At 38.2% G+C, this 26341-nt stretch carries 22 protein-coding genes; 6 read left to right on the top strand and 16 right to left on the bottom strand.

The window, feature by feature from the left end; translation table 11 throughout:
• Positions 1-22: 22 nt before the first annotated feature.
• From JOC77_RS05465 to JOC77_RS05435, 7 genes are all read right to left on the bottom strand, one after another.
• The gene (locus tag JOC77_RS05465) at positions 23-913 is read right to left on the bottom strand and encodes a carbohydrate ABC transporter permease (protein WP_204539828.1); all 891 of its coding nucleotides are present in this window, start codon (positions 911-913) and stop codon (positions 23-25) included.
• 17 nt (positions 914-930) lie between these two features.
• Positions 931-1806 carry a carbohydrate ABC transporter permease gene (locus JOC77_RS05460; RefSeq protein WP_204539825.1) on the bottom strand — a complete coding sequence of 292 codons (876 nt, stop codon included), beginning with the start codon at positions 1804-1806 and terminating at the stop codon, positions 931-933.
• 54 nt (positions 1807-1860) lie between these two features.
• Positions 1861-3180 carry an extracellular solute-binding protein gene (locus JOC77_RS05455; protein ID WP_204539964.1) on the bottom strand — a complete coding sequence of 440 codons (1320 nt, stop codon included), beginning with the start codon at positions 3178-3180 and terminating at the stop codon, positions 1861-1863.
• A gap of 228 nt (positions 3181-3408) precedes the next feature.
• Positions 3409-4959 (bottom strand): response regulator transcription factor, encoded by a 1551-nt coding sequence (locus JOC77_RS05450; RefSeq protein WP_204539823.1) that lies wholly within the window; start codon positions 4957-4959, stop codon positions 3409-3411.
• Between the two features lie 5 nt (positions 4960-4964).
• Positions 4965-6728: a sensor histidine kinase gene (locus tag JOC77_RS05445; protein ID WP_204539819.1), complete on the bottom strand. Its 1764-nt coding sequence runs from the start codon at positions 6726-6728 to the stop codon at positions 4965-4967.
• 40 nt (positions 6729-6768) lie between these two features.
• Positions 6769-7950, bottom strand: a complete 1182-nt coding sequence (locus JOC77_RS05440) for a M20 family metallopeptidase (RefSeq protein WP_204539816.1) — start codon at positions 7948-7950, stop codon at positions 6769-6771.
• 589 nt (positions 7951-8539) lie between these two features.
• Positions 8540-10042 carry a malate:quinone oxidoreductase gene (locus JOC77_RS05435; RefSeq protein WP_204539813.1) on the bottom strand — a complete coding sequence of 501 codons (1503 nt, stop codon included), beginning with the start codon at positions 10040-10042 and terminating at the stop codon, positions 8540-8542.
• A gap of 473 nt (positions 10043-10515) precedes the next feature.
• Between JOC77_RS05435 and JOC77_RS05430 the strand changes: the two genes are divergently transcribed.
• On the top strand, positions 10516-11412 hold the full coding sequence (locus JOC77_RS05430) for a PhzF family phenazine biosynthesis protein (RefSeq protein ID WP_204539810.1): 897 nt from the start codon (positions 10516-10518) through the stop codon (positions 11410-11412).
• 54 nt (positions 11413-11466) lie between these two features.
• On the opposite strand, the gene JOC77_RS05425 is transcribed toward JOC77_RS05430, so the two are convergent.
• The 5 genes from JOC77_RS05425 to JOC77_RS05405 all read right to left on the bottom strand — a co-directional run bounded on the left by JOC77_RS05425 (position 11467) and on the right by JOC77_RS05405 (position 15762).
• The gene (locus JOC77_RS05425; RefSeq protein WP_204539807.1) at positions 11467-12348 is read right to left on the bottom strand and encodes a LysR family transcriptional regulator; all 882 of its coding nucleotides are present in this window, start codon (positions 12346-12348) and stop codon (positions 11467-11469) included.
• Between the two features lie 425 nt (positions 12349-12773).
• Positions 12774-13202, bottom strand: a complete 429-nt coding sequence (locus tag JOC77_RS05420; protein ID WP_204539804.1) for an RDD family protein — start codon at positions 13200-13202, stop codon at positions 12774-12776.
• A 292-nt stretch (positions 13203-13494) separates the two neighbouring features.
• Positions 13495-14217 carry an amino acid ABC transporter ATP-binding protein gene (locus JOC77_RS05415; protein ID WP_204539801.1) on the bottom strand — a complete coding sequence of 241 codons (723 nt, stop codon included), beginning with the start codon at positions 14215-14217 and terminating at the stop codon, positions 13495-13497.
• Positions 14214-14870: an amino acid ABC transporter permease gene (locus tag JOC77_RS05410; protein ID WP_204539799.1), complete on the bottom strand. Its 657-nt coding sequence runs from the start codon at positions 14868-14870 to the stop codon at positions 14214-14216. Before JOC77_RS05410 ends, JOC77_RS05415 begins: the two co-directional genes overlap by 4 nt.
• 61 nt (positions 14871-14931) lie before the next feature.
• Entirely contained in the window at positions 14932-15762 is an 831-nt protein-coding gene (locus JOC77_RS05405) for a basic amino acid ABC transporter substrate-binding protein (protein WP_204539796.1), read from the bottom strand.
• Between the two features lie 533 nt (positions 15763-16295).
• On the opposite strand from JOC77_RS05405, the gene JOC77_RS21815 reads away from it, so the two are divergent.
• Positions 16296-16433 (top strand): aspartyl-phosphate phosphatase Spo0E family protein, encoded by a 138-nt coding sequence (locus tag JOC77_RS21815; RefSeq protein WP_204539961.1) that lies wholly within the window; start codon positions 16296-16298, stop codon positions 16431-16433.
• Positions 16434-16611: 178 nt separating this feature from the next.
• Here the strand turns inward: JOC77_RS21815 and ftsZ are convergent, their stop codons facing one another.
• Positions 16612-17748 (bottom strand): cell division protein FtsZ, encoded by a 1137-nt coding sequence (gene ftsZ / locus JOC77_RS05395; RefSeq protein WP_204539793.1) that lies wholly within the window; start codon positions 17746-17748, stop codon positions 16612-16614.
• Between the two features lie 966 nt (positions 17749-18714).
• On the bottom strand, positions 18715-19116 hold the full coding sequence (locus tag JOC77_RS05390; RefSeq protein WP_204539790.1) for a DUF4395 domain-containing protein: 402 nt from the start codon (positions 19114-19116) through the stop codon (positions 18715-18717).
• A 767-nt stretch (positions 19117-19883) separates the two neighbouring features.
• On the opposite strand from JOC77_RS05390, the gene JOC77_RS05385 reads away from it, so the two are divergent.
• On the top strand, positions 19884-21344 hold the full coding sequence (locus tag JOC77_RS05385) for a spore germination protein (protein ID WP_204539788.1): 1461 nt from the start codon (positions 19884-19886) through the stop codon (positions 21342-21344).
• A gap of 134 nt (positions 21345-21478) precedes the next feature.
• Here the strand turns inward: JOC77_RS05385 and JOC77_RS05380 are convergent, their stop codons facing one another.
• The gene (locus JOC77_RS05380) at positions 21479-21691 is read right to left on the bottom strand and encodes a hypothetical protein (RefSeq protein WP_204539785.1); all 213 of its coding nucleotides are present in this window, start codon (positions 21689-21691) and stop codon (positions 21479-21481) included.
• A 69-nt stretch (positions 21692-21760) separates the two neighbouring features.
• Positions 21761-21946, bottom strand: coding sequence for a hypothetical protein (locus tag JOC77_RS05375; RefSeq protein WP_204539782.1), 186 nt, complete (start codon positions 21944-21946; stop codon positions 21761-21763).
• A 174-nt stretch (positions 21947-22120) separates the two neighbouring features.
• On the opposite strand from JOC77_RS05375, the gene JOC77_RS05370 reads away from it, so the two are divergent.
• The 3 genes from JOC77_RS05370 to JOC77_RS05360 all read left to right on the top strand — a co-directional run bounded on the left by JOC77_RS05370 (position 22121) and on the right by JOC77_RS05360 (position 25763).
• Positions 22121-22528: a hypothetical protein gene (locus JOC77_RS05370; RefSeq protein ID WP_204539780.1), complete on the top strand. Its 408-nt coding sequence runs from the start codon at positions 22121-22123 to the stop codon at positions 22526-22528.
• A 775-nt stretch (positions 22529-23303) separates the two neighbouring features.
• The gene (gene rluF / locus JOC77_RS05365) at positions 23304-24011 is read left to right on the top strand and encodes a 23S rRNA pseudouridine(2604) synthase RluF (protein ID WP_204539777.1); all 708 of its coding nucleotides are present in this window, start codon (positions 23304-23306) and stop codon (positions 24009-24011) included.
• 345 nt (positions 24012-24356) lie between these two features.
• Positions 24357-25763: a DHA2 family efflux MFS transporter permease subunit gene (locus JOC77_RS05360; protein ID WP_204539774.1), complete on the top strand. Its 1407-nt coding sequence runs from the start codon at positions 24357-24359 to the stop codon at positions 25761-25763.
• The last annotated feature ends 578 nt before the right edge of the window (positions 25764-26341 follow it).

Below are 26341 nucleotides of genomic sequence, written 5' to 3'. Positions count from 1 at the left end.
GAATGTTGTTGATCCTTACTTCCTATTCCTTTACAGACCCCGCTACCATACCTTTCATGATTTGTTCTTGGAAAAATAGATAAATGATGATAGTCGGTAACACGGCAATTGCCATAGCAGCCATTGTTAAACTATAATCTGTTCCAAATCCATCTGAAAAGATAGTAAGAACAAGCGGTAAAGTCTTTAAAGCTTGATCGTTAATAAATACCAGGGCAAATGCGAATTCATTCCAGTAACGAAGGAAAGCTAATATTGCAACTGTTGACATTACTGGAAATGATAGTGGCAGCATAATCCGGAAAAAAATACCCCAATACCCTGAGCCATCAATCATGGCAGCCTCTTCAATTGCTTTCGGGATGGAACTCATGAATGCAGCAATCAAAAAGATTGCAATTGGTAGTTCAAAGGCTGTATATGGTAATATAAGCGACCAATAAGTATCGAGAATGCCTATTTTATTCATAATCATGAATAAAGGAACAAGCGTACTATGAATCGGAATTAACATACCCAACGTGAAAAAGAGCATTAAAGGACCTTTCCATCGAAACTCAAATCTGGATAAAACATAAGCAGTTAAGGTTCCCAATAGCAAGGTGAGAAACATAGCAGCCAATGTTACAATTGTTGAATTGATCATTGCCTTTCCCATTCCAGCTAATTCCCAAGCCCTAGTGATATTATCGAAAACCCAGTGAATAGGGAGTGAATATGGGTTTTCAAAAAATTCCTGATTTGTTTTTAATGCGCTGACAAATAACCAGTACAATGGATATAACATTGCGAATGCAAACAAGATCAATATGATTTTAGAAATCCACGATTTTCCTATTTTCCAAACATTTATGTTTTGAACCAGTGAAGTTCGTGGAATTAAGACTTCGCGATGGTCTGTTTTTGTTTCCATACGATATCCCCTTTCACTTACTGATTCTTTCGTTTCATCAAGATTTGGCTTATTAAAATCAATATCATACTAACAATGACAATCATGGTGGATATCGCTGATCCATAGCCATAGCGGTATACTTCAAAGGTGTTATTGTACATATAAGTGGCAAGAAGTTCAGTGGATTGCGCAGGCCCTCCTCCGGTCATAACGAAAACTTGATCAAACGCTTTCAGGCTCCCTGCAATACATAGGACAATCACGACTTTGACAGTATTCCAAATCATAGGAAGTGTCACATAGTATAATTTTTTAAAACCAACTGCCCCCTCCAGCTTTGCTGCATCATTTATTTCGGAAGGAATATTTTGCAATGCTGCAATGAAAATGATCAAATAGGGGCCAATATAATTCCAGATAATGGGGATGGATACTGAAAACATATTAATTTTAGGGTCGGATAGCCAGGCTCTTGTCAATGACTCGAGCCCTAAGCTTTTTAACACATAATTTACAACACCAATTTGTGGGTGGTACATATATCCCCAAATTAAGCCGACAACAACTGTCGAAAGGACCATTGGCATGAAAACGGCCGACCGGACAAAACGGTTAACGAAAGAATTTTTCATTAATAAAAGCGCCAATACCAAGGCAATGGGGACTTGGCCGAAAACAGATGCTGCAATGATAATAAAATTGTTCTTAAGGGAGCGCCAAAATATTTCATCTTTTATGACTTCGATATAATTGGCCAATCCAGTGAATTTGGCATCTCCCATGCCACTCCAGTCAAAAAACCCATAATATGCCGACCAAAATATAGGTACGATTACAAAAAAGGTATAAATAAGCAGGGTCGGAAGCAAAGCAAGAATGATAAATCCTTTTAAACGTGCAGTTGTTCCCATGACGCTTCACCCCTCCGTATATTTTTCTTATGAAAGCCACTAAGTAACCTCGTTTTATTTGACGGCTTTTGATTGAGCGTCCTGAAGTTTCTTAGCTACTTCTTTTGGTTTTCCACCCAACATCAATTCCTGCAAGCCTTGATTAATAGCTTCTCCTCCAGCAGAAGAAAGGTAAAGGTCATATACGGGAGCGAAATTAACTGTTTTCACCAATTCATATGCTTTATTGTATAAAGATGAAACTTTTGATTCGTCGATATCGACGTCATACATCACTAATGATTCACTTTCCGCAATTGCTTTTTGCGCTTCTGGACCACTGATAGCATACATTAACTCTAGAGCCAGTTCGCGTTTTTTATCTTTAACTTTACTGCTCATTAGAAAACCGCCTCCTGGTCCACCTGTCATTGTATTTGGCTTGCCTTTGCCGCCTTCAATAGATGGAACAACAGTCACTTCAATTTTATCTAATTCCTCTTTGTTCGAAGATGCCGCTAAATTAGTGATTGCCCATGAACCATTAATCATCATTGCTGCATTACCTTTAACAAAATATTGTTCTGCTTGAGTATTATCAATGCTATTTGCGCCTTCTTGAAAAGCTTTAGCATCAACAAGATCTTTAAAATAATTTAATGCTTCGATAAATTGTGGATCATTAAAGGTGGCACCGTCTGATTTAATTGCTTTCATAAACCATTCCGTTCCTGTTACATGGTCGGCAATGACCCCAAAAACACTTGATTGAGCCGGCCATGTAGCCTTGTTTCCTAAAGCGATAGGGGTAATTTTATTTTTATTGAAAACTTTAATAGCTTCCATTAATTCATCCCATGTTGTTGGAACTTTTACATTGTATTTTTCGAATAAATCCCGATTATAGTATAAGAAAGAAGTCGCAGACATTCCTACAGGTGCAGAATATACTTCATTGTCATATGTGAAAATTTCTTTAGATCCCGGTAAAAATTTTTCAGCCCAGTCTGGTTTCTTTTCCCAAAGGTCTGATACAGGTTGAATAAGGTTGCCTTTATAAAATTCTTCGGTAAAACTTCCTGAATAGGAATAAAAAACGTCCGGCATTTCATTTGCCGCTGCAACCGTTTTCAATCTTTGGCGATAACCATCAACAGGAATGGCTTGCTTGTCCAATTCCACTTCAGGATGTTCTTTCTCAAATTGATCGATCTGTTTTCGCACCGCTTTAGCGCGCAAATCATCGCCAGCATAATTATGCCAAATGGAAAGCTTGATTTTATCACCTTTTCCCTTAGCATTATCCCCTGTCGTTTTGTCCCCGCTACATGCTGCTAATAAAAGGGACAGAACCAACATAACCACTAGACTCAATTTCAATTTCTTTGTTTTCATCAACTATTTACCCCCTTGTTTAGTTGGATTCTATTACAGTATATAAAAGGTTAATAGTCCCTCAAAGGGGACATAATTCAGGAATAGGGTAGGTTTTTTTCAGACTATTTAGAAATCTTTTGCTGTAGTTATTAACCCAACTGGATTCACCCTTTATTTTTCAAGGGATCTAAGCTGATTTTCAATTATAAAAAAAAAGCTGGCTCCTTCTTCGAGCCAGCCAATCGATTATCCTACTTTTTCTGCTTTTTTTCTAAAATCCGTCGGTGTCATGCCGGTATGAAGCCGAAACAGTTTAGTAAAATATTTAATATCCTCATACCCTACCTGCTTTGCGACCTCACTAATTTTCACGGGTGTTTCCCTGAGGATTGCCATGGCTTTTTCGATTCTGACAGTTTTGACAAATTCTATATAGCCCATGCCCGTTTCACGTTTGAAAAGTTCACTGAAATAATTTGGATTTATATGTACATGACTTGCAACCTCAATCAATGATAAGTTTTTGTTTAAATTGTCCTGAATGAAGATGGTCGCTTCCTGTACATAATGAACTTTTCCTTCCGTCATTTGCCGGTATTTATCCATAATTCTATCAAAATACTGAAATAGTATATCCTCTGGAGATGAAGTCAACAGGTCTTCATCTTTCATTTTCCAGTCTGGTATTGGTGTGGAAATTCCAATAGCAGACACAACCCGCTCTATCCAGCGGTACCCCGAAATTAAGACAGATTGAAGAAAGACATTAAAAGAATCGGGTGTTACGTCCGGATCAAGCCTTATTTGTTCAAGCAGATTTTTAACCCATTGTTTAAGTTCGTCAGTATTGCCAGATTTCAGCAAGCCTGCCATTTCTGATTCTTCCTTAGATGAACAGACCTTTCTTATTCCTTTCCGATCTTTTATATTGTCGTAGGAAACATAACCTCTGTTTCCCAACAGCCATCTATATCCAAACACATGTTTAGCTTTTTCAAAAGATTTATGTAGATCCTTTATGTCTTCAACGTTTGAACCGGCAGCGGTAAAAATATGACAATTCATTAATCGCTCCGTACGTGCAAATGCTTCCTTTACCTTGTGTAGTTCTTCTTGTGAAGGTCTATTCTGCAAAATAAGGACGAGTGCTCCATTCCATTCCAACGATTCGAATGAGAGAATTTCTGAAAGGGTATTCATTACCGCATGCTGAAAAAATCGGTTGAAACTGCTGTATTCATTTGATTTGGACGCAAATACGATCGCTACCTGCAGTGTATTTTCCCCGTTATTGAGATTTAAATAAAATTTTTTTACATCAGCTAAAAGTTTTGTATCCGGTTCTTCTTCAAAAAGCAGCTTTTCTAGCAGCTTGTTACGGAAAGCTTTTTTCTGAATTTGGTTTTCCTCAACTTCCTTTTGTTTTTTTATTATACGCTCTTTTGCAGATATCACAGCGTTAATAATCTCTTGTGGTCTGCTGGTTTTAAGTAGATATTCACCTACCCCCTCCCGAATAGCCTTCTGGGCATAAACAAAATCATCATAGCCTGAGAGAATGATGACTTCTGTTTCAGAAAACATTTGTTTTACTTCTCTTGCCAGATCTAAACCGCTTTTACCACTCATTTGTATATCTGTAAGTACTATATGTGGTTGATTAATTTTCACAATCTCAAGTGCATCCTCTGCGGATTCTGCTGGCTCCAATAGACTAAACCCGTGTTCTTCCCAATTAATCACTGTGCTTAATCCGTTACGAATGATCACTTCATCATCAACAATCAATACTTTCATGATGTTCACTCCTCCAGAAATGGTACCGTAAACGAAACTTTTGTTCCTTCTCCTTCCTTGCTGGTTATGTGAAGTCCTGCGGGATCGCCATAATGTAATACGAGTCGCTTATGAACATTCCTTAATCCATAACTTCCTTTCTTCACTACAGCTTGTTTCTTTGAATCCTGTTCAAATGTTACCTCTTCCTGCAATTTCTTAACTTTGGCTTCGCTCATACCAATTCCATTATCCAAAACGGTAAACTTCATTTGTTTTCCATTTGACTCAGCAAGTACAATAATTTTCCCCTTGCCTTGCTTTTTCAGGATTCCATGTAACATGGCATTTTCAATGAGCGGTTGCAATAGCAGCTTAAGCATTTCTTTTGTCAGCAATTCAGGAGGAACACTAATCTTAAAATCAAACTTGTCCGGATATCGGATTTTTTGAATGGTAACATAATTATCAACATGAGAAATTTCCTGGGAGACAGCACAAAATTCTTCACCTTTATTGAGACTGAATCTTAAGAAGTCGCTTAATGAACCTACCATTTCAGCAGTTTTGGTGTCTTTATTCATTAACGCCATCCATTGGACAGATGAAAGCGTATTATATAAAAAATGAGGATTGATTTGTGCTTGCAAAGCAAGCAAATCCATTTCCTTTTTTAATGACTCATTTAATTTTACATGTTCCATCAAATTCCTGATCCGGTTATTTAATTTGTTATAGCTCATAATCAATTGTCCAACCTCATCATTTGCCCTTACAGGAAGAATTGAAATTTGCTCATCTGGATTGGATTTTCTGAGCGCCCTTGTCAGTTCGGTTAGCGGTCCAATCACTTTATGAGTGAGGAACAATACAAGCCCTAATCCCAGTAACATCGCAAACCCGACTGCCATGGTGGTTAATATAAGAAAATAGCGGTTTTGTGCACTATATTCTTTTACGGGTATAACACCAACCAGCTTCCAGTTGACACTGGAAACAGTAGAAAATAGAATCGTTTTTTGTTCATCCCTTGTGTCACTTTTTAAAAATCCTGATTGCTCCTTCATATCTCCAATATTCGGCAAATATTCATCAATGTTTTTGTGAAGCCATTTATCGGATGAACCGGCAATAATGCGGTTTTCATTATCTAACAATAAGACAAAACCATTTCCTTCAAGGCCTGTTTTGTGCAAATGGTTTGAAATAAACTTTTGATCGAGACTGATGGCCAATTGACCGGTATTTTTATACCTGCTGATACTGCGAATTGGTCTATATAACGTAATCATTCTTTGATGCCCCATTGGAGTCATGTCCTCATAAAGACTGGACCAGGCTTTTGATTCCTTATCATATTCCGGAATCCGCTCAAAAATATCAGCGCTCCCAGACTTCATAAAGGTTGTGTCAGATATAGCCGCGCCTCCATTTAGCGGCTTTATTGTTATATTTGCAATATAGTCTTTGGAAAAAGCCAAATTGGTTAAAAACCCTGACATTGAGCCCTTTTCAAGTAAACCTGCCTCACGATTTTGTAAATAGCTTTGCACTTCATCATTTCCAATTAGGAATACAGACATATTTTCTACATCCTGGATTATGAATTCTAAGTAAGCATTCAATTGCCATAAGGTATTCATCCCTGACATAATCGCTTTTTCCTCTGTTAGATTTGAAGCAATTTTGTATGAGAATAAACCCAGGAAGAGAAGCGGCACCAAAACTGAAACCAATGTCATGAATGATAGTTTTTGTTTCAATGTTCTTCCAAAGTATTTCTTCCCCATATCCCCCATCCTTCATACCAAACCAGCTCCGGTTGATGGATTAGTCAACCTTAAATTCCATAATTGTATCAATCAGAATTTTTGTAGAATCAAATACCTGCTGTAAATCGACCCATTCATCTTTGGTATGTGCCTGATTAATATTGCCAGGACCGAAAACAACTGCAGGAACCCCAACTCTCGTTAATTTACTTGCATCACTGCAATAAGGTGCTCCTGTAATTCTGGAATTAGGTTTGTATTTCGCCACCGATTTTAATAGTCCGGTAACAAATGGGTCGCCAGGGGAACTTTCCATTGAGTAATCAATCACAAACGGCTCATAAACAATTAGTTTTAAACATGGGTTATCATTTTCTATTGTTTTTAGGCTGTACTTTATTTCCTCCCAAACCTCTTGGGCATCTTCCCCCGGTATTGTTCGCCGGTCAATGGTGATTTTACACGAATCAGGAACTGTATTAGGTGCCACCCCACCCTCAATCATGGTTATAGACAGTGTTGGGCCTCCTGCCAACGGATGATTCAGTTGACCCCTTTTATGAACAATTAATTTTTTTAGATGTTGAATAACCAGAGCCATATTTTCAATTGCATTGACTCCTTTTTCAGGTGAAGAGGTATGCGCAGCTTGGCCCTGTATTTCAACACAAAAACGAATGACCCCTTTATGGGCTACAATAATATCTAAATTAGTGGGTTCACCGATTATCGCCGTGTCATATCTTAATTTTCCATGAAAAATATCATCTGCTAAAAAAGATACCCCCTTGTAAGTTGTTTCCTCATCTACAACTGCGGCAAGATGAACAGAAACTGGAGGTATGGCCTCCTTTTTTTTTATAGATTCCACCGCTGAGAGCATAGCAGCTAATGAGCTCTTTGTATCACAGGAACCTCTGCCGAATAATCTTCCATCAGCAATCTTCCCATCAAACGGGTCGATAGTCATTCCTTTAACTTGAACGGTATCCATATGTGCTTCCAACAATAAATGTTTCTCAGAGGCGCCTTCTAAAATGCCAATTACATTTTCCCGGTTCTTTTCAACCAACTGAACAATATATGGAATATGTAATCGGTCAAAAAATTGCTTAATATAGTCAGAGATTTCTCTTTCACCATTTCCGCCTGTAAAATCAGGGTTTACGCTGGGAATCTGTACTAAATCCCGCAACACTTCAACAACTCGTTTTTCATCAACCCATTCACCATAAGCCATAAGAATCGCCACCTTCTGAAATTCTGATACAATATATAGGTATAGCAGAAGAATAAATATTAAATTATCCTGCTAGAATTACTAATGAAAGTTAAATATATCCACTACTGAATACGCATACATTTTAGATTGGTATTTTATTTGAGTGGAATTTTGGGGATATACGACTTATTAAGTTAAATCTTCTTCTATTATTTTATCACAATTTTCTAATTATTTTTATTTAGACCTTTAGTTTAATATGTAATAATTATATGTCGAATGATTACCTCAATTTTTTTACAAAAAAAGCAAAACAGGTATTATTCATTACAGAAACAGTCTGCGCTGAAGCCTTCCTCCTTCGACCTTACGTTTCACCGCAGCCTCTCTAACCGCAGATTTTCAAAAAAAAGAACCTTCAATCTGTGGAAAGATCAAAGATTCTATAATTTATTTTTCTCAATTCTTTAGGTGAATTTTTTAGTACCTATATTTTCCTAATCACTGCACTTTTCAATCAATTTCTTTTTCCTAGAAACGCTGGTACATTGATGAAAAATGTCGCTTAAACTTTTTCATTAAAAAGCTTTGTTTCTACATCCAAAGATTAACTATAAGCCAGTTCTTTTGCGCTGAGACCAAGTGTCTCCGCTGTTGAAGCATGAATGTCTTGGAAAAACTCTGGATTTTCAACTAATGACACGCCATAAGAAGGAATCATTTCTAATATTTTCGGTTCCCACTCTTTCATATGTTGCGGGAAGCATTTTTCTAATACTTCAAGCATAACGTGAACGGCAGTAGAAGCTCCTGGAGAAGCGCCTAGCAATGCGGCTACCGATCCATCAGCTGCACTAACAACTTCCGTACCAAATTGGAGTGTTCCTTTGCCGCCGGCCTCAGTATCTTTGATAACCTGCACACGCTGGCCAGCTGTCACTATATCCCAATCCTCGCTTTTGGCATTCGGAATAAATTCTCGTAATTCTTCCATTCGCTTTTCATTCGATAACATAACTTGCTGGATCAGGTATTTTGTTAAAGCCATTTCTTTTGCACCTGCCGCAAGCATAGTTAAGACATTATTCGGTTTTACGGAACCTATCAAATCTAAATTTGAACCAGTTTTTAAGAACTTTGGTGAGAAACCGGCAAACGGTCCAAACAGTAATGCTTTTTTGTTGTCGATATATCTTGTATCAAGATGCGGAACAGACATTGGAGGAGCGCCAACTCTAGCTTTACCGTATACTTTTGCATGATGCTGCGCGACAACTTCCGGATTGTTACATACCATAAATAGACCGCTTACCGGGAAGCCTCCAATATGTTTTGACTCAGGAATACCGGTTTTTTGCAGTAAAGGCAGACTTCCTCCCCCGCCGCCGATAAACACGAATTTTGCAATATGGTTTTCGATTTTACCGCTTACATTATCAAGTACTTTAACTTCCCATGAGCCGTCGCTGGTACGTTTAATATCCTTTACACTATGCTCGTAGTTTATTTCTACGTTATTACTCTTTAAGTGGTCAAATAACATGCGTGTTAAAGCACCGAAGTTGACATCCGTTCCAGAGTCGATTTTTGTGGCCGCTATGGGTTCGTTCGATGTACGGCCTTCCATGATAAGCGGAATCCATTCTTTCAGTTTTTCAGGGTCATCGGAAAATTCCATCCCTTGAAACAGCGGATTCTTTGACAGCGCTTTAAATCTTTTTTTCAAAAAAGTTACATTACTTTCCCCTTGTACTAAACTCATATGAGGTATCGGCATGATAAAGTCCTGCGGATTACGAATCAAATTGCTGTCTACAAGATAAGACCAAAACTGTTTTGAAAGCTGAAACTGTTCATTTATGTTTATAGCTTTACTAATATCTATGGATCCGTCAGATTTTTCGGCTGTGTAGTTAAGTTCGCATAATGCAGCATGGCCAGTACCTGCATTATTCCATTCGTTAGAGCTTTCTTCTCCTGCATTTGCGAGTTTCTCAAATACTTTGATTTCCCATTGAGGTGCCAACTCTTTCAGTAAAGATCCCAAAGTCGCGCTCATGACACCTGCACCAATTAAGATAACATCTGTTTTTTTCTGTAAGCTGCTCATTATACCCTTCCTTATCTCCTAAAATTGCAAAAAAAGAGCAGGAGCTCCTGCTTCGGTGTTGTACCATAAGCAAGGCGCCGCCTAGGAACACACCTTTGCTGTCTCAAATTAAAACCATTTCAAAGTCTATTATAAATATTAATAGAATAAAATATCTACTGTTCTGATAATTATAAACTATTTAAAACTATTAAAAAAGTGAGAAGTCCGTCACATGGCGCAATAAATACACAAAAACCAATGCCTTAACTCAGCTTATTAGAAAATTAAAGGCGTTGGTTTGCAGTTGCCATTGGATGATACCTTCTAATTTTTGACGTTACTTATAGTACGGTTCTCCATACTGAATTTAATTGAGGTTATCAGATGTATTAGTTTTTTGAATTTATCAAATGAAAAAGATTCATTTTACTAATGCATTATCAAGTCATAGTATGGAGGTAACAACAGTTGTTTGAAAGGAGTTAATAAAGATGAGAGAAATCAGAGTATATCATGTAGATGCATTCACAACGCAAAAATTTGGAGGAAATACAGCAGGGGTCGTGTTAGATGCTGAAAAATTAACTGAAGATGAAATGCAAAGTATTGCAAAAGAGCTAAATTTACCGGAATCTGTTTTTTTACTACCTTCAAATAATGAAGAGGTAGATTATAAGGTGAAATTTTTTACTCCTGCTGAAGAAATCAACTTTTGTGGCCATGCAACTGTTGGATTAACATGGCTTCTGGCTACTGAGTTTGGTCTAGCCGATAAAAAAGAAGGTATCGTGTTAGAAACGAATATAGGTAAAGTACCGGTAGTATGGCATAAGGAAAATGGAAAAATAATTGATGTGGAAATGACGCAAGTTAGCCCAAAAACGCAAGATATCACAATTGATCTTGAAGTGCTAAGTCAGCTGATTGGCGTCGAAGCTGCAAGCATTGACCTAAACTATCCAATCAAACTAGCTAATACAGGAAACTGGCATTTACTCGTTCCAATGAAAGATCAAATGAACATTGACGAAGCAATGCCAGATTTAGCCGCTTTAAGGAAGCATAATAAAGAACATAATATTAGCACGACACATCTTTATACATTTAACACTTCGAAAGAATGTGAAATATACACGAGAGATTTCGCACCTGGGATTGGTATACCTGAGGATCCTGTAACTGGAGCTGCAAATGGGGCATTGGCTGGTTTTCTCTATTTAGAAGGTTTTATTCCGAAAGGTGAAACGACATATCTTAAAATCGCTCAAGGAGATGCGATAGGAAGACCTGGAACGCTTTACGTGACGGTCATACCAAATAAATCAGAACCAGTTATCAAAGTAGCAGGAGCAGCAACCATCACAATTCGCGGTATCTTAACTATATAAACCTATCAGCTTGAATTGGTGGCCTTATTAGGGAACTTCCTATTCAAGCTGTTCCTATTTAAAATATTCTTTTGAGATCTCAACAAATTTCTTACTGGAGGGAGATGCTTGTTTAATAGATTTTATAGCTATCCCTATTTCACGATACAAATCCGTTTCAAGCGGAATCACTTTCGTGTTAGGAATGTTTTTTGGTAAGATCATTTCCGGGAGAATGGTAATTCCTAGCCCTTCTTGAACCATAGAAATGATCGTACTATTATCTTTTATTTCAAAAATTACATTAGGATGTACGTTATTTTCTCTAAGTATTCTCTTTATTAAAACATCACAACCAGCTTTCGGCATAATAAATGATTCATTATGAATTGATTTTACATGTACTAGTTTCATTGTGTTCAATCGGTGATTTTCATGTACTAAAACAAATAATTTGTCTTTGAGTAAATGAATTGTATCAAATTCTCTGGTTGGAAGCGTTAAAAAACCAATACCAATCGTTCCTGAAGCAATCCAATCTTTGATATCGTCGTAGCCTCCTTCATATAGCTCTATCTGGATACCGGGATATTTATTAATAAAGGTACGAATGAGACCTGGAAGAATTCTTGATGAAAAACTGGAAAAGGTACCGATTTTAATGCTTCCTACTTCAATCCCTTGAATAAGGGCAGCTTCCTGTTCAAGCAATTTTGCATGATGAATGATCTGACGAATATGAGGTATAACTCGCTCCCCTGCATCAGTTAAAGATATCCCGTTTCGATTGCGCCTAAGCAATACGATCCCTAATTCTGTTTCTAGTGTTGAAACGTTATGACTAACCCCTGATTGTGACAATCCAAGTTTTTCTCCTGTTTTTGTAAAACTACCACTTTCAACAACCATTAAAAAAACTTCGTACTGGAAAATATTCAATACCCTCACCCCGTTCATTCCTAGATTGAATTTTGAACTCTACTTTCAAAAACAATATACGATTCATTCTAAGTCTAACCTAAGAATATAAGTAAAAGAAGGCTATCTTGAATGTACTTGATTGATGAAAATTTAATGCTATATCATATAAAGGAATGGTATTTAAATGTTATTTCAACGATTAATGTTTTTCTCAATCAGAGAAACCTCATTGACTGATAGTACGGTTCTCCGTACTGTATCTAAATGAAATTAAAGCTATAAAATAAGCGAGACAGCCGCAATGGCCGTCTCACTTACGATTTTGTTATTGTAGTTTAACGGTATTAACCGCACTTTTATCTCCCGCAGCATCTTTTGATTCTTTTTCACCTTTACCTGATGCTATAGTGGTTGTGTAGGTTACTTTATTTACTATCGGGGCATCTGGGGATTCTAGCAGCCTACACAGCTGCTTTCTTGATATCCTCAGAGGGAGCATCAAATGTCACGTAGGTCCCGGCAATTAAATCATGCAGGGCTCTTTTGTCTTTTCGAAGGCCGACCATAAAGGCACTTACTATTAAGCCGATTCCCACGGTTACAAGATACACAATGCCGCCAACAACGATTCGCATGAACATGGCTCCAAACCCTATTTTAGCGCCATTGACCTTTGCAATTCGTATGCCCATAATTTTTTTGCCAATCGTATATCCATACCATAATACAGGGATAATCAGGGAATACAAGATGTTGATCACATTTGTGGCAGGATCGCCATCCCAATTTCCAGTAACCAGGTAACTAATTATGGTAAGGGGCAATCCTATAATTATTCCATCCAAAAGGTTTGCTGCTAAACGTCTCCAAAATCCAGCTGGATTACTCATATGTGTTCCTCCCAAGTTTGTTATAGATTATGTGTCCTATAAAAATAATAATATATTATCAGATACAATAGAACGGTAATTTGGAAATTACGGAAATTAATTAGATTCTTGTTGTATGGTCCCCCTGAACGTTCCCCTGGCATGTTAACCAGATTCCTGTCTCACCCTTAAAAAGTCTCTCTTGTGGTATACAGCCTTTATTGAGTAATCAAGACCTTTGACCGGAGGGCTTGCTTAAATGAGCGCAAGAAGAGAAGCAGGCTGTTCGTTCAGCCTGCTTCTTTCATTGTTCTTATAGCACTTTGCTCAGGAAGGCTTTTGTACGTTCTTGCTGTGGTGACTCAAACAAATGCTTTGGTATGTTTTCTTCTACGATATAGCCTCCATCCATGAAAAGGACCCTGTCGCCAACCTCGCGTGCAAATCCCATTTCATGAGTAACCACAACCATTGTCATGCCCTCTCTTGCAAGCTGCTTCATGACTTCCAGCACTTCTCCGACCATTTCGGGGTCGAGAGCTGAAGTCGGTTCGTCGAACAGCATGATTTTTGGCTCCATCGCCAAAGCCCTTGCAATGGCGACGCGCTGTTTCTGCCCGCCTGATAAGGAATCAGGATAGACATTTGCCTTTTCTTCAAGCCCTACTTTTTTCAGAAGACTTAGTGCCTTTTCCCTGGCCTGATCCTTGTCCACTTTTTTAACCTTTAAAGGAGCCAGCACAATATTTTCCAGGACAGTTTTGTGAGGAAATAGATTGAAGTGCTGGAACACCATTCCTACTTCAGCCCTTATTTTATTTATATCTGTTTGTTTATCAGTAATATCTTTTCCTTCTATCAGGATATGGCCAGCCGTAATGGTTTCCAATAAGTTGATGCAGCGGAGGAAAGTAGATTTACCGGATCCTGAAGGACCGATTACCACGACCACCTCCTGAGGTTTGATCGTAACATTAATATCCTTTAGCACCTCGTTTGCCCCAAATGATTTTCTTAATGCTTGGACCTTTATCATTCCGTAGCCAGCCTTCTTTCTAAACTATGTAATAAGATGCTTAAAAGCAGTGTCAATATCAGGTATATGACTGCCGCTGTCAGATAGGGCTCCCACGTGCGGAAATATTGACTGCTCATTGCGCGGCCCCAATACATTAATTCTGGCGCGGCAATGACTGAAGCAAGCGACGAGTCCTTGATCAGGACGATGAATTCATTTCCAAGCGGAGGAATCATTCGTTTGAATGCCTGAGGCAATATAATATGTCTCATTGATTGTACATGGGATAGGCCAAGTGATCTTGCCCCCTCCATTTGTCCCCTGTCGATGGAAGCAATCCCTGCCCTGAAAATTTCAGCAATGTAAGCTGCTGCATTTAGCGACAGCGCTATAATGGTAGCCGCCACCGCATGTGTTTCCCCTATAAAGAACGGGACTACGCCAAAATGTATCAATAATACCTGGACAAGCAATGGCGTCCCTCTAAATACAGTGATATAGACCGTAAAGGGGAACGCTAGATATTTATTTCTCATCATTTTTCCAAGCCCAATAAATAAACCCAGAATGGTTCCTATAACTATGCCCGCAAGCGATAATCCAATGGTGATGAGGGTCCCTTTCAACAGATAGGGTGCATATTCCATAATTATGTCAAAACGAAAATCCATCTAAATTCCTCCGTATAGTTAAAATTGCGCAGGCACTGGGTGCTGCGCAATTTATTAAAGATTACTTAGCTTGTTTTAGCTTTTCAATATCCGGTGAAGTCCCGAACCTTTCCTTATAGATTTTCTCATATGTTCCATTATCCAGGATCTCAGCGATCGCCTTGTCGAAATCGGCTTTCAATTCACTGCCCTTCGGGAACATAATTCCATAGAATTCCGCATCAAATGTATCGGAATCCTCTACAACCTTAAGCTTTTGCTTCGGGTTATTTTTTGCATATTCTTCAACAACCGCATTATCCGCCACTACAGCATCTGCGCCTTTATTGATGAGCTCCATGATGGCCAGGTTGTTATTTTCAAATTTTTTGATATCCTTATGGTTTTTGCCCAAAAGCTTTTCAACAGCTGCCTGACCCGTTGTGCCGCTTTGTACCGCGACGACTTTTCCTTTCAGGTCGTCGGCTGATTTAATATCGCTTCCCTCTGGCACAAGAATTTTGTTGATGGATAGGAAATAGGGGGAGGAAAAATCATACGTCTGTTTTCTTTCTTCATCTATCGTTATCGCGGAGATGCCTGCAGCAGCCCGTTTGCTTTTTAACTCTACGAACAAAGGATCCCAGCCTACATGCTCCAATTTAACATCGTAGCCTGCTTCCTTAGCAGCTGCATTCAGAAAGTTCACATCAAAACCGACGATCTTATCTCCTTCCAAGTATTCAAATGGTGCGTAGGCAGCATCGGTAACAACGCGGATGGTCTTCTTCTCATCCCCGCCAGATCCAGTTGCTGACCCGTTCGCCTTTTCTTCTGTACCAGCTTCCGAACCACATGCAGCAAGCATTGTGACCATCATAAATGATGACAGTATAGCGGCAAGCTTTTTCATATTATCGACCCCTCTACCTTCTAATTTAGGAAAATTATCTTAATTTTCTAATATATCTATATTATCAGTTTAATATTTTTACATGCAATAGTTTGGATAAAAAAACTTTCGTCAGATAACATATTAAAGATGGCCCGACTATACTGAGTCGATTAAAAAATACTATTAAATTAACTAAATAATACAAAAAGAGATCGTTTGGATTCAAAAAGGCAGGAACCATTAAGGTCCCTGCCTAAGCTATGTAAGTATGTGGTTACATGTTGGCTCCAACATACTTCACCTTATGTAACCGTTAGGTGAACAAGAAGAAGGTACCTAACTTGCAGATTATTCTTGGTTTGGCAGACACTTATCTTTCTCTAGGTTCAAGTGGTTTCGTATTTAAATTTGGGTAGATTTAAATTATAAAAGGAAGCAACACTCTGATAATAATATTGTTTGTATGTAATTATCTGTAAGAGGTGATATATATATGGTAATTAAGAGTCCAACTTATCTTAGTTCCCCTGTTGAATTCCTTTAAATATTGAATCCCTAAGAAAAGAATTAATACAATCCGCAGAAAAAATGGTTTAAATAGCCACGAAGCAATAACAATTAGCCAAGAATTAGATCATTATATTACAATCTGCCAAACATGCTGTCCAAAAGAAAATCGCCAAAATTAATTGGTCTTTTTAACTATATATAGATACAAAAGAAGATCCCTAAGATGAACCAGAATGTATCACAGTCCTGCAGCCGTTCTTAACTTTAAATAAGGGACGAAGAAATGTAGCCCGTTCTACAAGAAAAGGCTGCAAAAAGCCGTCCTACTGCGTATATACTGGTTCCTAATGCATATCATTATTTTGTAGTTCTCTTTCTATAGAACGCCGGTACGTCAAGAGATTCTGCCTTCTGTTTTAAGTTGTAACGATGATCGCTGACTGGATCGGTTTTTGTTGATCCGCGTCTTTGTTGCACTTGTTCCGGTATTCTTGAATCTGCCTTAACCCTATGGGACGACGGATTAAAGGACGACTCCTCTTTCTCCTGAAAGCCGGTAGCTATGACGGTAACCATGATTTCCCCTTTTAATTTTTCATTAATCACCGAACCAAAGATCAGATTTAATTCTTGGTCTGAAGAAGCGGCTACAATTTCGGCTGCCTCTTGAACTTCAAAGAGGCTTAAACTGGTCCCACTGGTGATGTTCATGAGGATACCCTGAGCCCCATCAATGGAACTATCAAGCAGCGGGCTTGAAATGGCTTGTTTTGCAGCTTCAGCAGCACGCCCTTGACCGGAAGCGATGCCGATGCCCATTAATGCGGATCCTTGATAGGACATAATAGTTTTTACGTCCGCAAAATCCAGATTAATTAACCCAGGTACCGCTATTAAATCCGAAATACCCTGGACACCCTGGCGAAGGATGTTATCTGCGACACGAAATGCTTCAATCATGGGTGTGTTTCTACTTACTGTATCCAGCAAGCGGTCGTTTGGAATGACGATCAGTGTATCTACCGCTTTCTTCATAGAGGCAATACCGGTTTCACTTTGTAAGGAGCGCTTCCGGCCTTCGAATGTAAACGGCCTGGTTACAACCCCAATCGTTAAAGAACCCAATTCACGTGCAATCCTAGCTATAGCAGGGGCTGCTCCTGTTCCGGTACCTCCCCCCATTCCAGCGGTGACGAAAATCATGTCTGCCCCTTTTAACGCTTCTTTAATCTGCTTTTCACTTTCTTCTGCTGATTTTTTGCCTATTTCCGGATTTGCTCCTGCACCTAATCCTCTTGTAAGTTGTGTACCGATTTGTATTTTAACCTCTGCCTTGGATAATTTAAGATCTTGTGCATCAGTATTTACTGCAATAAACTCTACACCTTGCACTCCATCCTCGATCATACGGTTCACAGCGTTATTGCCGCCGCCGCCAACACCGACTACTTTAATAGTGGCTACCTGGTCAACACTAGTACCAAACTCGTACATATTTGTTCCTCCTCTTTCTTTTAAATAAAAATTTAATAGCTTTTTAAAGGTTGAAGAATTCATAATCATTCAATCTTAGGTATTTTAGCTGGAAAGGGAAATACCTAATTGACAGCCCTCTTCCATTTCAATTTTAATAATATCCTAACTTGTTTTTAGGAGGCCCTTTCGAAGAACATTAAAGACGAAGATAGATAAAAAGGATTTGTAAGGTTAAGGTCACAGATATTTCACCTTAACTCTTTATGATAACAGGTAGAACTTACTGGCTCTAGAAGCTTTCAGTTTCGCGTAAATCAGCTGCTTTATGCGAGCCAGCTGGCGATGACAAACAGGAGCGATCCGGATGCATGGACTTAGGGATGAACAACAGTTATGCTGGCAAAAGACCTTTGCCACATTAATGACCCCTTTTTTGGGGAAAAATACACGGATATACAGTTCAAAATATCGAGGGTTCATTTTCTTACACTTGTCAACTATAGGAAATAACAATAAGCGATCTCTGTTTATTCTGACCAGAACAACAAGATCGCTTACAAAGTAATCTTAATCATAATAAATACCCTTCTCTGATTATTTCTTATCTTTTACCAATGGACTGGCTGAACAATGGTGAAAATGTTTGAACAAATTAGTAATGTACGAGTTTAATTGAAATCGATCATGTAACACATAATTAGCCAGTGACAGATTATTTTCTTTTATATTCATACTTTCCTCCCTTGTAAACCCCATTTTAGTATTGTTCCCAATATAGACTCTCTTCTACATAAAAATATTAGTGTTAAGCAACATTATAAATTAAATCGCTTACAAAAATAAGTGTTGTCCCAATAAATAATTTTCTGCAAATAATTGTATGATTAGACAAAGTGAATTATAAGAAAGCCCCTTATCGTTGTTTACAAAGCAAACACTGATAAGGGGCTTGTTCATAATCTAATATGAATGAGTCTCATTTTGTCAGGCTCTTTTATGTTTCCACATAATATAACGATATCTTATAAAACAACCAATGCAAAAACCTAATAAAGCGATCCCAGCAGCTAACATTACCATAATACTAAACATATAGGCTAATGTGTTCCATCCGAGTTGGAAGAAAGCTAGTGACAATCCAAGACATACTGTTGCGATCCATTGATTAAAGAGCTGCTGGTCTTTGTCCTCCATTATATACTGGGATAACGGTTTTTTTAAAAATCTCTTCCCTATCAAAATAATGGGGTTCTTCTTTGTTATTAACGTGTACACGCCTATAACAAATGGAAGTAATAGTATTAATTTATATGATACCAATGCGACAAGAACACTTAAAACGATAAATGATTGATTTAGTTGAACCAAAGGTTTTGGTATACCCATGTGAGTACCTCCTGATGAACCAACACCAATTTAATGATATTTAAATCAAAATCCTATATATCATAGTATATTACTATGAATTGTTCATTCATCTTATCATACTTTGAGAATGTTGCGCACTTTTTTAACTTTATAAAGTGAAGCAGCAAGAAATACACGATTCCCTGCAGGTTTGTCCTACATTAAAATAAGTGGCACACTTGGACTGCTGGTTTTTGCTTTTAGCATAGCACAATACTATATTACCAGGCTCAATCAGAGTGTTCATTTTTATTTTCTGCCATTTATGAATTTGTTATTAACTCAATTACCTTCTGTATGGTGAATTTAATGAAGCAACGGCTCAATACTCTAGAAAACGGCTTAATCAAATCTCCAGGATGCCTTAATGCATATTTAGCCAGGGCCTTTCTCCGATGAATTTTCAGTTTGGCTCAATTATTTTTTTATCCGATGCAATTATTTCAGAAACTGGCTTAATTGTTTTCGATTTTGGCTTAATTTCTTCCAATAATGGCACAATTAATGTCTCTGGCAAATATCCTCTCTCTATTTAAAGATCTTAAAAAATTCCACCCAGAATTTTTGCCAGCTCTTCCTCCTTTCCTTGTATCCAAGTAAATACTGAGAAGCTCTAATGAATAAAAACCTGCTTATTATAACTTTTCCGTTTAACTAACCCTTTTCCTAGAAGTATGATATTTCCCCCCAATGTCAATCATGGAATTTAGTACAGGAATCATTGCATATTGCTTCTGAGGTGAAAAATGGAACAGGTAGTTAAGGTAAATGTAAACACCAGTATTGATGATAATATATCTTATTTAAATAATGAGTTAGGGATTGGAAAGAGCTTTGACATCATCCATCTGGATGTTGAGTACGGCGAAAGGAAAATGGCTTTCTATTTTGTGGATGGCTTTGTTAAAGATGATATCTTACTTCACATCATGAGGACTTTGGGGAGCTTAAAAAAAGAGCAGATAGAAGCCGATACTTTAAAAAAATTAGTTAAGACCTACATCCCTTATGTCGAGGTCGAAACCGCAGATGATTTGAATAAAGTAGTGGACACCGTCTTATCAGGTCCAACTGCACTGGTGGTTGATGGACTAGACAAAGTCATTATAATTGATGCAAGAACCTATCCTGTGCGCGGTCCTGAAGAACCGGATACGGAGAGAGTAGTCAGGGGTGCAAGAGATGGATATGTAGAAACCATTGTCTTTAATACGGCCTTAACGAGAAGAAGGATCAGGGATCGCACACTCAGAATGGAGTATATGCAGGTCGGCAGGAGATCCAAGACGGACGTTGTTGTAAGCTACATTGAAGATATTGCTGATCCTGACCTTGTGTCTGAAATTAAAAAGTCCCTGTCGGAAATTGATACGGATGGCGTGCCAATGGCCGAAAAGTCGATCGAAGAATTTGTGGCAGGGAGGTATTGGAACCCCTATCCTTTAGTAAGATTCACGGAAAGGCCCGATACCGCTGCAGCTCATCTTTTTGAAGGTCATGTATGTATAATTGTAGACGGGTCGCCTAGTGTGATTATAACCCCCACAACCTTCTGGCATCACCTGCATCATGCGGAAGAATATCGAAATAAGCCTTTAGTAGGGGCATATTTGCGCTGGGTCCGGTTTATTGCTGTATGGGCGTCCATTTTTTTGCTTCCGCTTTGGTATTTGGTTTCAATTGATCCAAGCCTGCTTCCGGAGCATCTTTCTTATATCGGTCCAAATGATAGAGGTGAAGTGCCATTATTCCTGCAAATTCTTTTCGTTGAGATTGGTATTGATATGCTGAGGATGGCGTCCATTCATACACCATCATCTCTGGCAACAGCACTCGGTTTGATTGCGGCTTTATTGATTGGACAAATAGCGGTAGAGGTAGGTCTGCTTACTAATGAAGTAATCTTATACTTGGCAGTAGTATCCATTGGCACCTTTGCCACTCCAAGCTATGAAATGAGCTTAGCAAACAGACTTATCCGGATAGCCCTGCTCATCCTAACTGCAGCATTTCACTCTTTTGGATATGTCATTGGAGTAGTCTTATTCGTCATCATGCTTGCAAGGCTGCAGTCGTTTGGAGTTCCATATCTTTGGCCGCTTATTCCTTTTAATTATAAAGCGTTTCGGGACGTACTATTTAGGTCGCCAATTCCTTTGAAAAGGCGCAGGCCCCGTCCGCTTAATCCAAAAGATCCTGACCGTTAAAAACTTATGCAAAAAAATATAGCCGCGCTTTTTATAGTGCTCTGTATATTTACCGAATTTCTGAAACACTAGGAAAGCGTCATAAAAAAGCCGGATTTCATTCCATTTTTTTGAGATGAAAATCGGCTCTTTCTTTAATTGCTCACTAGATTATCAATTTTTATCCCAACGGTGATTATGGCCATTGCCCCTTGTAACTCCTTACCAAATAGACCCGTGGATGAAGCTTTCAGTTCTTCCTTTACTTTCCCATATTGTACAAGGCTGTCTTTGTTCTTGATTATATGAATGCTTCCTTTAAATGGAGCGTACACTTTTTCGTTCCACAAAATGATTAAGAAATACAAAGCTTGCGGCTGCCGCTATTCATTCATCGAAGCAAAAAAGCCCCTCTCGCAAAGGGCCTTTTTGTCATTCTATGAATATTTTTCTACAACATCTTTATAATACCCTACATCTTTAATAGGTATATCTGCTTTAGTTGGACACTGAATATGAGTAAGTGCATTTGACTCATCAATCATAATTAAGTCGATTTTATCCAATTCTTTTTTGCACCATGAACACTTAGTAGCCAGTAGAGTATTAGCTTTAGTTTGCATAGCAATCCCACCTCTTTTTTCATAGAGATATTCTTTTTGTATTCCCCATTCTCCTTCCGGTTCACAAAATTGTCAAAAAAATATATCTTTATCCTAAAAAGTTAGCGTTTAAATAGATATTAATTAACATCTTTTTCATAGTGTTATAATTAAAAGGCAAAGGGGTTGAAGAAGTTGAAAGATGTAATACTTAGGCTGGCTGAAATATTAAATGATCTCCATGATTTTATTCAGGTGAGAGCATATCATTCAAACTTTAATTTAACTGATAAAGACTTACATTTTTGGCTCATGGGCATAATCGGCATTTTAGCTTTTATTTTTGTTCTATTAGTATCAAAATTCTTATCTAAAATTCCTTATGGAATTATTATACTGTCTTTTCTCTATACTTTTACTTTTATGGTAGTATTGGTGTTCGCGATAGAAATTCAACAAGCTTTAACAAGCAGAGGTAACATGGAATTTCAAGATGCAATTGTGGGACTATGGGGTTTCATTGTTTTTTTCTTTGTATTTGTGGCGATTTCGGCAGTTTTACTTATAACTAAAAAACTATTTCGCAAATATAATCGCTCGTAAAAGATTATAGAAAAAGGGGCCCCTCTTAAAGAAACATGAAGATTTAAAAAAGGTGAAAAACGTGCGGTTCCTGATCAGGATCTTTAGTTTGTTAGGCATACTTTTAACAGCAGCCGTTATGTCAGCAAAAACAAAATCCCTTTTTTTGCTGGTAATATCTATAGGAAATAAATAAGCTCCTCTCGAATGAGAAGGGCTTTTTATCCAAGATTTAATCCGTCTTTCTGAATTAACTTTTCAGTTTTTGCCCATTCTACCGGTTTTGTTTCTACGTTATTATAAGTGCAATGCTTTTGAATATGACTCCTTTGTCTCCACTTAATATACATATATTTTATATTTTTATTATCCTTAAATTCAACGTAAGCTACAGTTCCCCTTATCCTTTCTGTATTCCTTTTCGCTTGATAATCGGCGTCCTGGAAGACTGAAATACACAATCAAATGTCGAAATCAGAACCAATCTGCGTATTCGCTTTTTGAATATCGGTCGCTTTCAAGTTGACTCTTCCATCTTTCCTTACCTTTACCCTTCAACCTGTACCTGCCCCTAAATATCACACCTTTAATAGAAATACTTTTCCGTTATTTAGAGATATTGCTAACAAGTATTTAGATATTGTAAGATATATAGTGAAAAAAATAGGCATCACACCTACCTCTCGATATATGTCTAAAAAGGCTGAGAACGATGTTTTTCGTCCTTATTACTTAAAATCAATGCGAGAATTGGGTAAACTGAAAAAATACTTACACATAAGGATGGGGTTAACCTTTGAGAATAAATAAATTTATAAGCGAGACTGGAAAAACTTCCAGGCGCGGGGCAGATAAATTAATTAGTGAAGGAAGAGTAACTATAAACGGGTCCATTGCGAAAATTGGCAGCCAAGTTCAGCCAGGGGATGATGTGAGGGTAAGTGGAGACCAGATTCGCATGGCTAGAAATCATGTGTATATTGCCTTGAATAAGCCGGTAGGAATTACTAGCACGACGGAAAAGCATGTAAAAGGAAATATTATTGATTTAGTGAATCATCCTTTACGTATTCATCATATCGGCCGTCTTGATAAGGATTCAGAAGGCTTAATCCTGCTTACGAATGATGGAGATATCGTAAACGAAATATTGCGTGCCGAAAATAAACATGAAAAAGAATACATTGTTTCAGTAGATAAGCCAATCACCCCCGCCTTCTTAAAGCAAATGGCAGAAGGGGTAAAAATTCTTGATACAAAAACACTTCCTTGTGAAGTCGTCCAATTATCAAAATTTGTGTTTCAAATCACTTTGACACAAGGTTTAAATCGACAAATTCGCCGTATGTGTGAAGCACTTGGATACGAAGTGTACAGACTGCAGCGTACTCGAATCATGAATATTCACTTGAATAATCTCCCTGTTGGACAATGGAGAGATTTAACAAAGAAAGAACGCAACCAGCTGTTCGCAGATCTAAACTATGAGCCGCGGGAATGGTAAAAAATGAAGGGATGACTTTTAATCAGTCATCCCTTTCTTTATGTTCAACCAAAAACATCATCTACATCTCAATGTTTATCTTCCTTTTTTAAACACTGCATTCCTATTCTCGGGTAAAACTCTACATTATAATTGAAAAATAGTCTTTCCAGTTTGCAGCTTTCTATCCCTTCATGTAAAATATCTTTTTTAGAGCAAATGGTTAGGTTTATACTATTTTTTCGTGTAATCTACACAATATATGTTTAAGGAAATCATGACCGACTCCATTATGATTTTGTAAGGTTCTTTGAGCCTGGGATACATAATAGATCACTACAGAAAAAGGAATAGGGGAACCAATAAATGGAGAAATCAACTTATAAACAATCTACAATTGTAGCACTGCTGCTCGCAGGTACGTTTATCGCCATACTGAATCAAACGCTGATGATCACGGCGATACCGCCTGTTATGGCAGAAATGCATATTACGGCGAACAGCGCACAGTGGCTTACTACTGTTTTTATGCTTGTAAATGGAATAATGATTCCGATTAGCGCGTTTTTATTGGAGCGATTTACAACGAGACAGCTGTTTATTTCGGCTATGAGTATTTTTGCTCTTGGTACATTAGCAGCTGGTCTTGCTCCTAACTTTGAGATGTTATTGCTTGGAAGGGTCATCCAGTCAAGCGGAGCCGGTGTTATGCTTCCGCTTATGCAGACGGTTTTCTTAATGATATTCCCTGTTCATAAGCGAGGAGCGGCCATGGGGCTGGTCGGGCTGGTAATTTCCTTTGCGCCGGCGATCGGACCGGCTTTGTCCGGCTGGGTAACGGAGCATTACTCGTGGAGGGTTTTGTTTTTCTTCATACTGCCGATTGCGCTGATTGATATCCTGATTGCTTATAAAGCATTACGTAATGTAACAGAAGTAACCAGACCAAAAGTCGATGTTCTATCGATTATATTATCTTCTTTTGGATTTGGAGGCTTGCTTTACGGATTTACGAGTGCAGGTAATTATGGCTGGACCGAAAGCAGTACACTTCTTTCTCTTACAATCGGAGTAGCTGCTCTTGCCTGGTTTATTACAAGGCAGCTCAGATTGAAGCATCCTATGCTGGAGTTTCGGGTGTTTAAATACTCCTTCTTCCCGCTTGCAATTATGATTGGAATGATAACTTTCATGGGACTCATTGGAGCCGAAACGCTGATCCCCCTATTTATGCAGAACATGCGGGGATTCACAGCATTAGAAGCAGGTATCGCCATCTTGCCAGGAGCATTAATTACAGGGATTATGGCACCATTTATCGGCCGGATTTTTGATCGAGTCGGAGCAAGATGGCTGGTGATCACCGGCTTAACAATTATTACCGTATCATCCTTCGCGTTCACCGATTTAGGTCCAGGGACTACCATGACCTTTATCACCATTTTGTACAGCGTACGGATGCTCGGGCTGTCTATGGTAATGATGCCAGTGTCCACAGCGGCCTTAAACCTTCTGCCTAGACGTCTGCTTTCACATGGTGCTGCAATGGACAACACCATGAAAATGATCGCAGCTTCTGTCGGGACGGCTATACTTGTTACCGTTATGACCACAACAGCCCAGACGGCAAAACAGCAGCCTGACATTCAGCATCCTGATATGTATGGAGTCAATATCGCCTTTATCGTCGTTGCCGTTCTTTCACTGATAAGCTTAATCATTTCATTTTTTATAAAGAGCAGCAAGCCGGCACATGAGATGACACAAGAATAAATTAGACAAAAAAAGCTTGGATTACTCAAGCTTTTTTTTTATTTCCTATTAATTTGTTATACAACAAGCGCCTTGCTAAAAATTATATCTTCACCTTCGGAAGATCCATGCCCTTTGTATGTTTTAGACTGCAAGTTGATTTTCCCATTACCAGGGCGGCAGGAATGTTTTCTTTTTGAATGTGACATTCTCCGTTAACCATTTCTGTTAATTTAGTGACCGCCAGTCTGGCTATTTGTTCCTCTTGCTGTCTGAGATGTGTAAATGTCCAGCCGGTTATACATTACCCCATCTCCTTAAGACGACTAAGAGAGCAGCGATATAAAGCCTTTTAAATATCCTAAGAATAACGGCAGCTGGACTGATATCCAAGTAAGACGGTGCCATGTTTTTATTTTGCAAGGCATAAATAGTTTGAGTCATTTTTAATTTATATAATGGATCATATCTCAAAAACTACTTTAAAAGGAATACTGTGATAACCCAGGAAATAATAGTTATTAAAAGAACTCTGGGGAGGAAATTAAGTGAAAAATTGTATTCATTGTATAGAAGGACTAAGCATACCTATGGTTAAC

It is taken from the genome of Peribacillus deserti (assembly GCF_016909175.1).
In the GTDB taxonomy this organism is placed as follows: Bacteria; Bacillota; Bacilli; order Bacillales; family DSM-1321; genus Paraperibacillus; species Paraperibacillus deserti.
Note: the sequence above shows the minus strand (reverse complement) of the source record. Positions and strands in the feature narration are given on the sequence as shown.

What these genes read in the sequence shown, in the direction of transcription:
- JOC77_RS05360 (WP_204539774.1), top strand. Translation starts at nt 24,357, where the DNA reads ATGGAGAAATCAACTTATAAACAATCTACAATTGTAGCACTGCTGCTC.
- JOC77_RS05405 (WP_204539796.1), bottom strand. Translation starts at nt 15,762, where the DNA reads ATGAAAAAGCTTGCCGCTATACTGTCATCATTTATGATGGTCACAATG.
- JOC77_RS05410 (WP_204539799.1), bottom strand. Translation starts at nt 14,870, where the DNA reads ATGGATTTTCGTTTTGACATAATTATGGAATATGCACCCTATCTGTTG.
- ftsZ (WP_204539793.1), bottom strand. Translation starts at nt 17,748, where the DNA reads ATGTACGAGTTTGGTACTAGTGTTGACCAGGTAGCCACTATTAAAGTA.
- JOC77_RS05425 (WP_204539807.1), bottom strand. Translation starts at nt 12,348, where the DNA reads ATGAACGGGGTGAGGGTATTGAATATTTTCCAGTACGAAGTTTTTTTA.
- JOC77_RS05445 (WP_204539819.1), bottom strand. Translation starts at nt 6,728, where the DNA reads ATGGGGAAGAAATACTTTGGAAGAACATTGAAACAAAAACTATCATTC.
- JOC77_RS05450 (WP_204539823.1), bottom strand. Translation starts at nt 4,959, where the DNA reads ATGAAAGTATTGATTGTTGATGATGAAGTGATCATTCGTAACGGATTA.
- JOC77_RS05465 (WP_204539828.1), bottom strand. Translation starts at nt 913, where the DNA reads ATGGAAACAAAAACAGACCATCGCGAAGTCTTAATTCCACGAACTTCA.
- JOC77_RS05460 (WP_204539825.1), bottom strand. Translation starts at nt 1,806, where the DNA reads ATGGGAACAACTGCACGTTTAAAAGGATTTATCATTCTTGCTTTGCTT.
- JOC77_RS05390 (WP_204539790.1), bottom strand. Translation starts at nt 19,116, where the DNA reads ATGGGTATACCAAAACCTTTGGTTCAACTAAATCAATCATTTATCGTT.
- JOC77_RS05435 (WP_204539813.1), bottom strand. Translation starts at nt 10,042, where the DNA reads ATGAGCAGCTTACAGAAAAAAACAGATGTTATCTTAATTGGTGCAGGT.
- JOC77_RS05430 (WP_204539810.1), top strand. Translation starts at nt 10,516, where the DNA reads ATGAGAGAAATCAGAGTATATCATGTAGATGCATTCACAACGCAAAAA.
- JOC77_RS05455 (WP_204539964.1), bottom strand. Translation starts at nt 3,180, where the DNA reads ATGAAAACAAAGAAATTGAAATTGAGTCTAGTGGTTATGTTGGTTCTG.
- JOC77_RS05440 (WP_204539816.1), bottom strand. Translation starts at nt 7,950, where the DNA reads ATGGCTTATGGTGAATGGGTTGATGAAAAACGAGTTGTTGAAGTGTTG.
- JOC77_RS05420 (WP_204539804.1), bottom strand. Translation starts at nt 13,202, where the DNA reads ATGAGTAATCCAGCTGGATTTTGGAGACGTTTAGCAGCAAACCTTTTG.
- JOC77_RS05385 (WP_204539788.1), top strand. Translation starts at nt 19,884, where the DNA reads ATGGAACAGGTAGTTAAGGTAAATGTAAACACCAGTATTGATGATAAT.
- JOC77_RS05375 (WP_204539782.1), bottom strand. Translation starts at nt 21,946, where the DNA reads ATGCAAACTAAAGCTAATACTCTACTGGCTACTAAGTGTTCATGGTGC.
- JOC77_RS05415 (WP_204539801.1), bottom strand. Translation starts at nt 14,217, where the DNA reads ATGATAAAGGTCCAAGCATTAAGAAAATCATTTGGGGCAAACGAGGTG.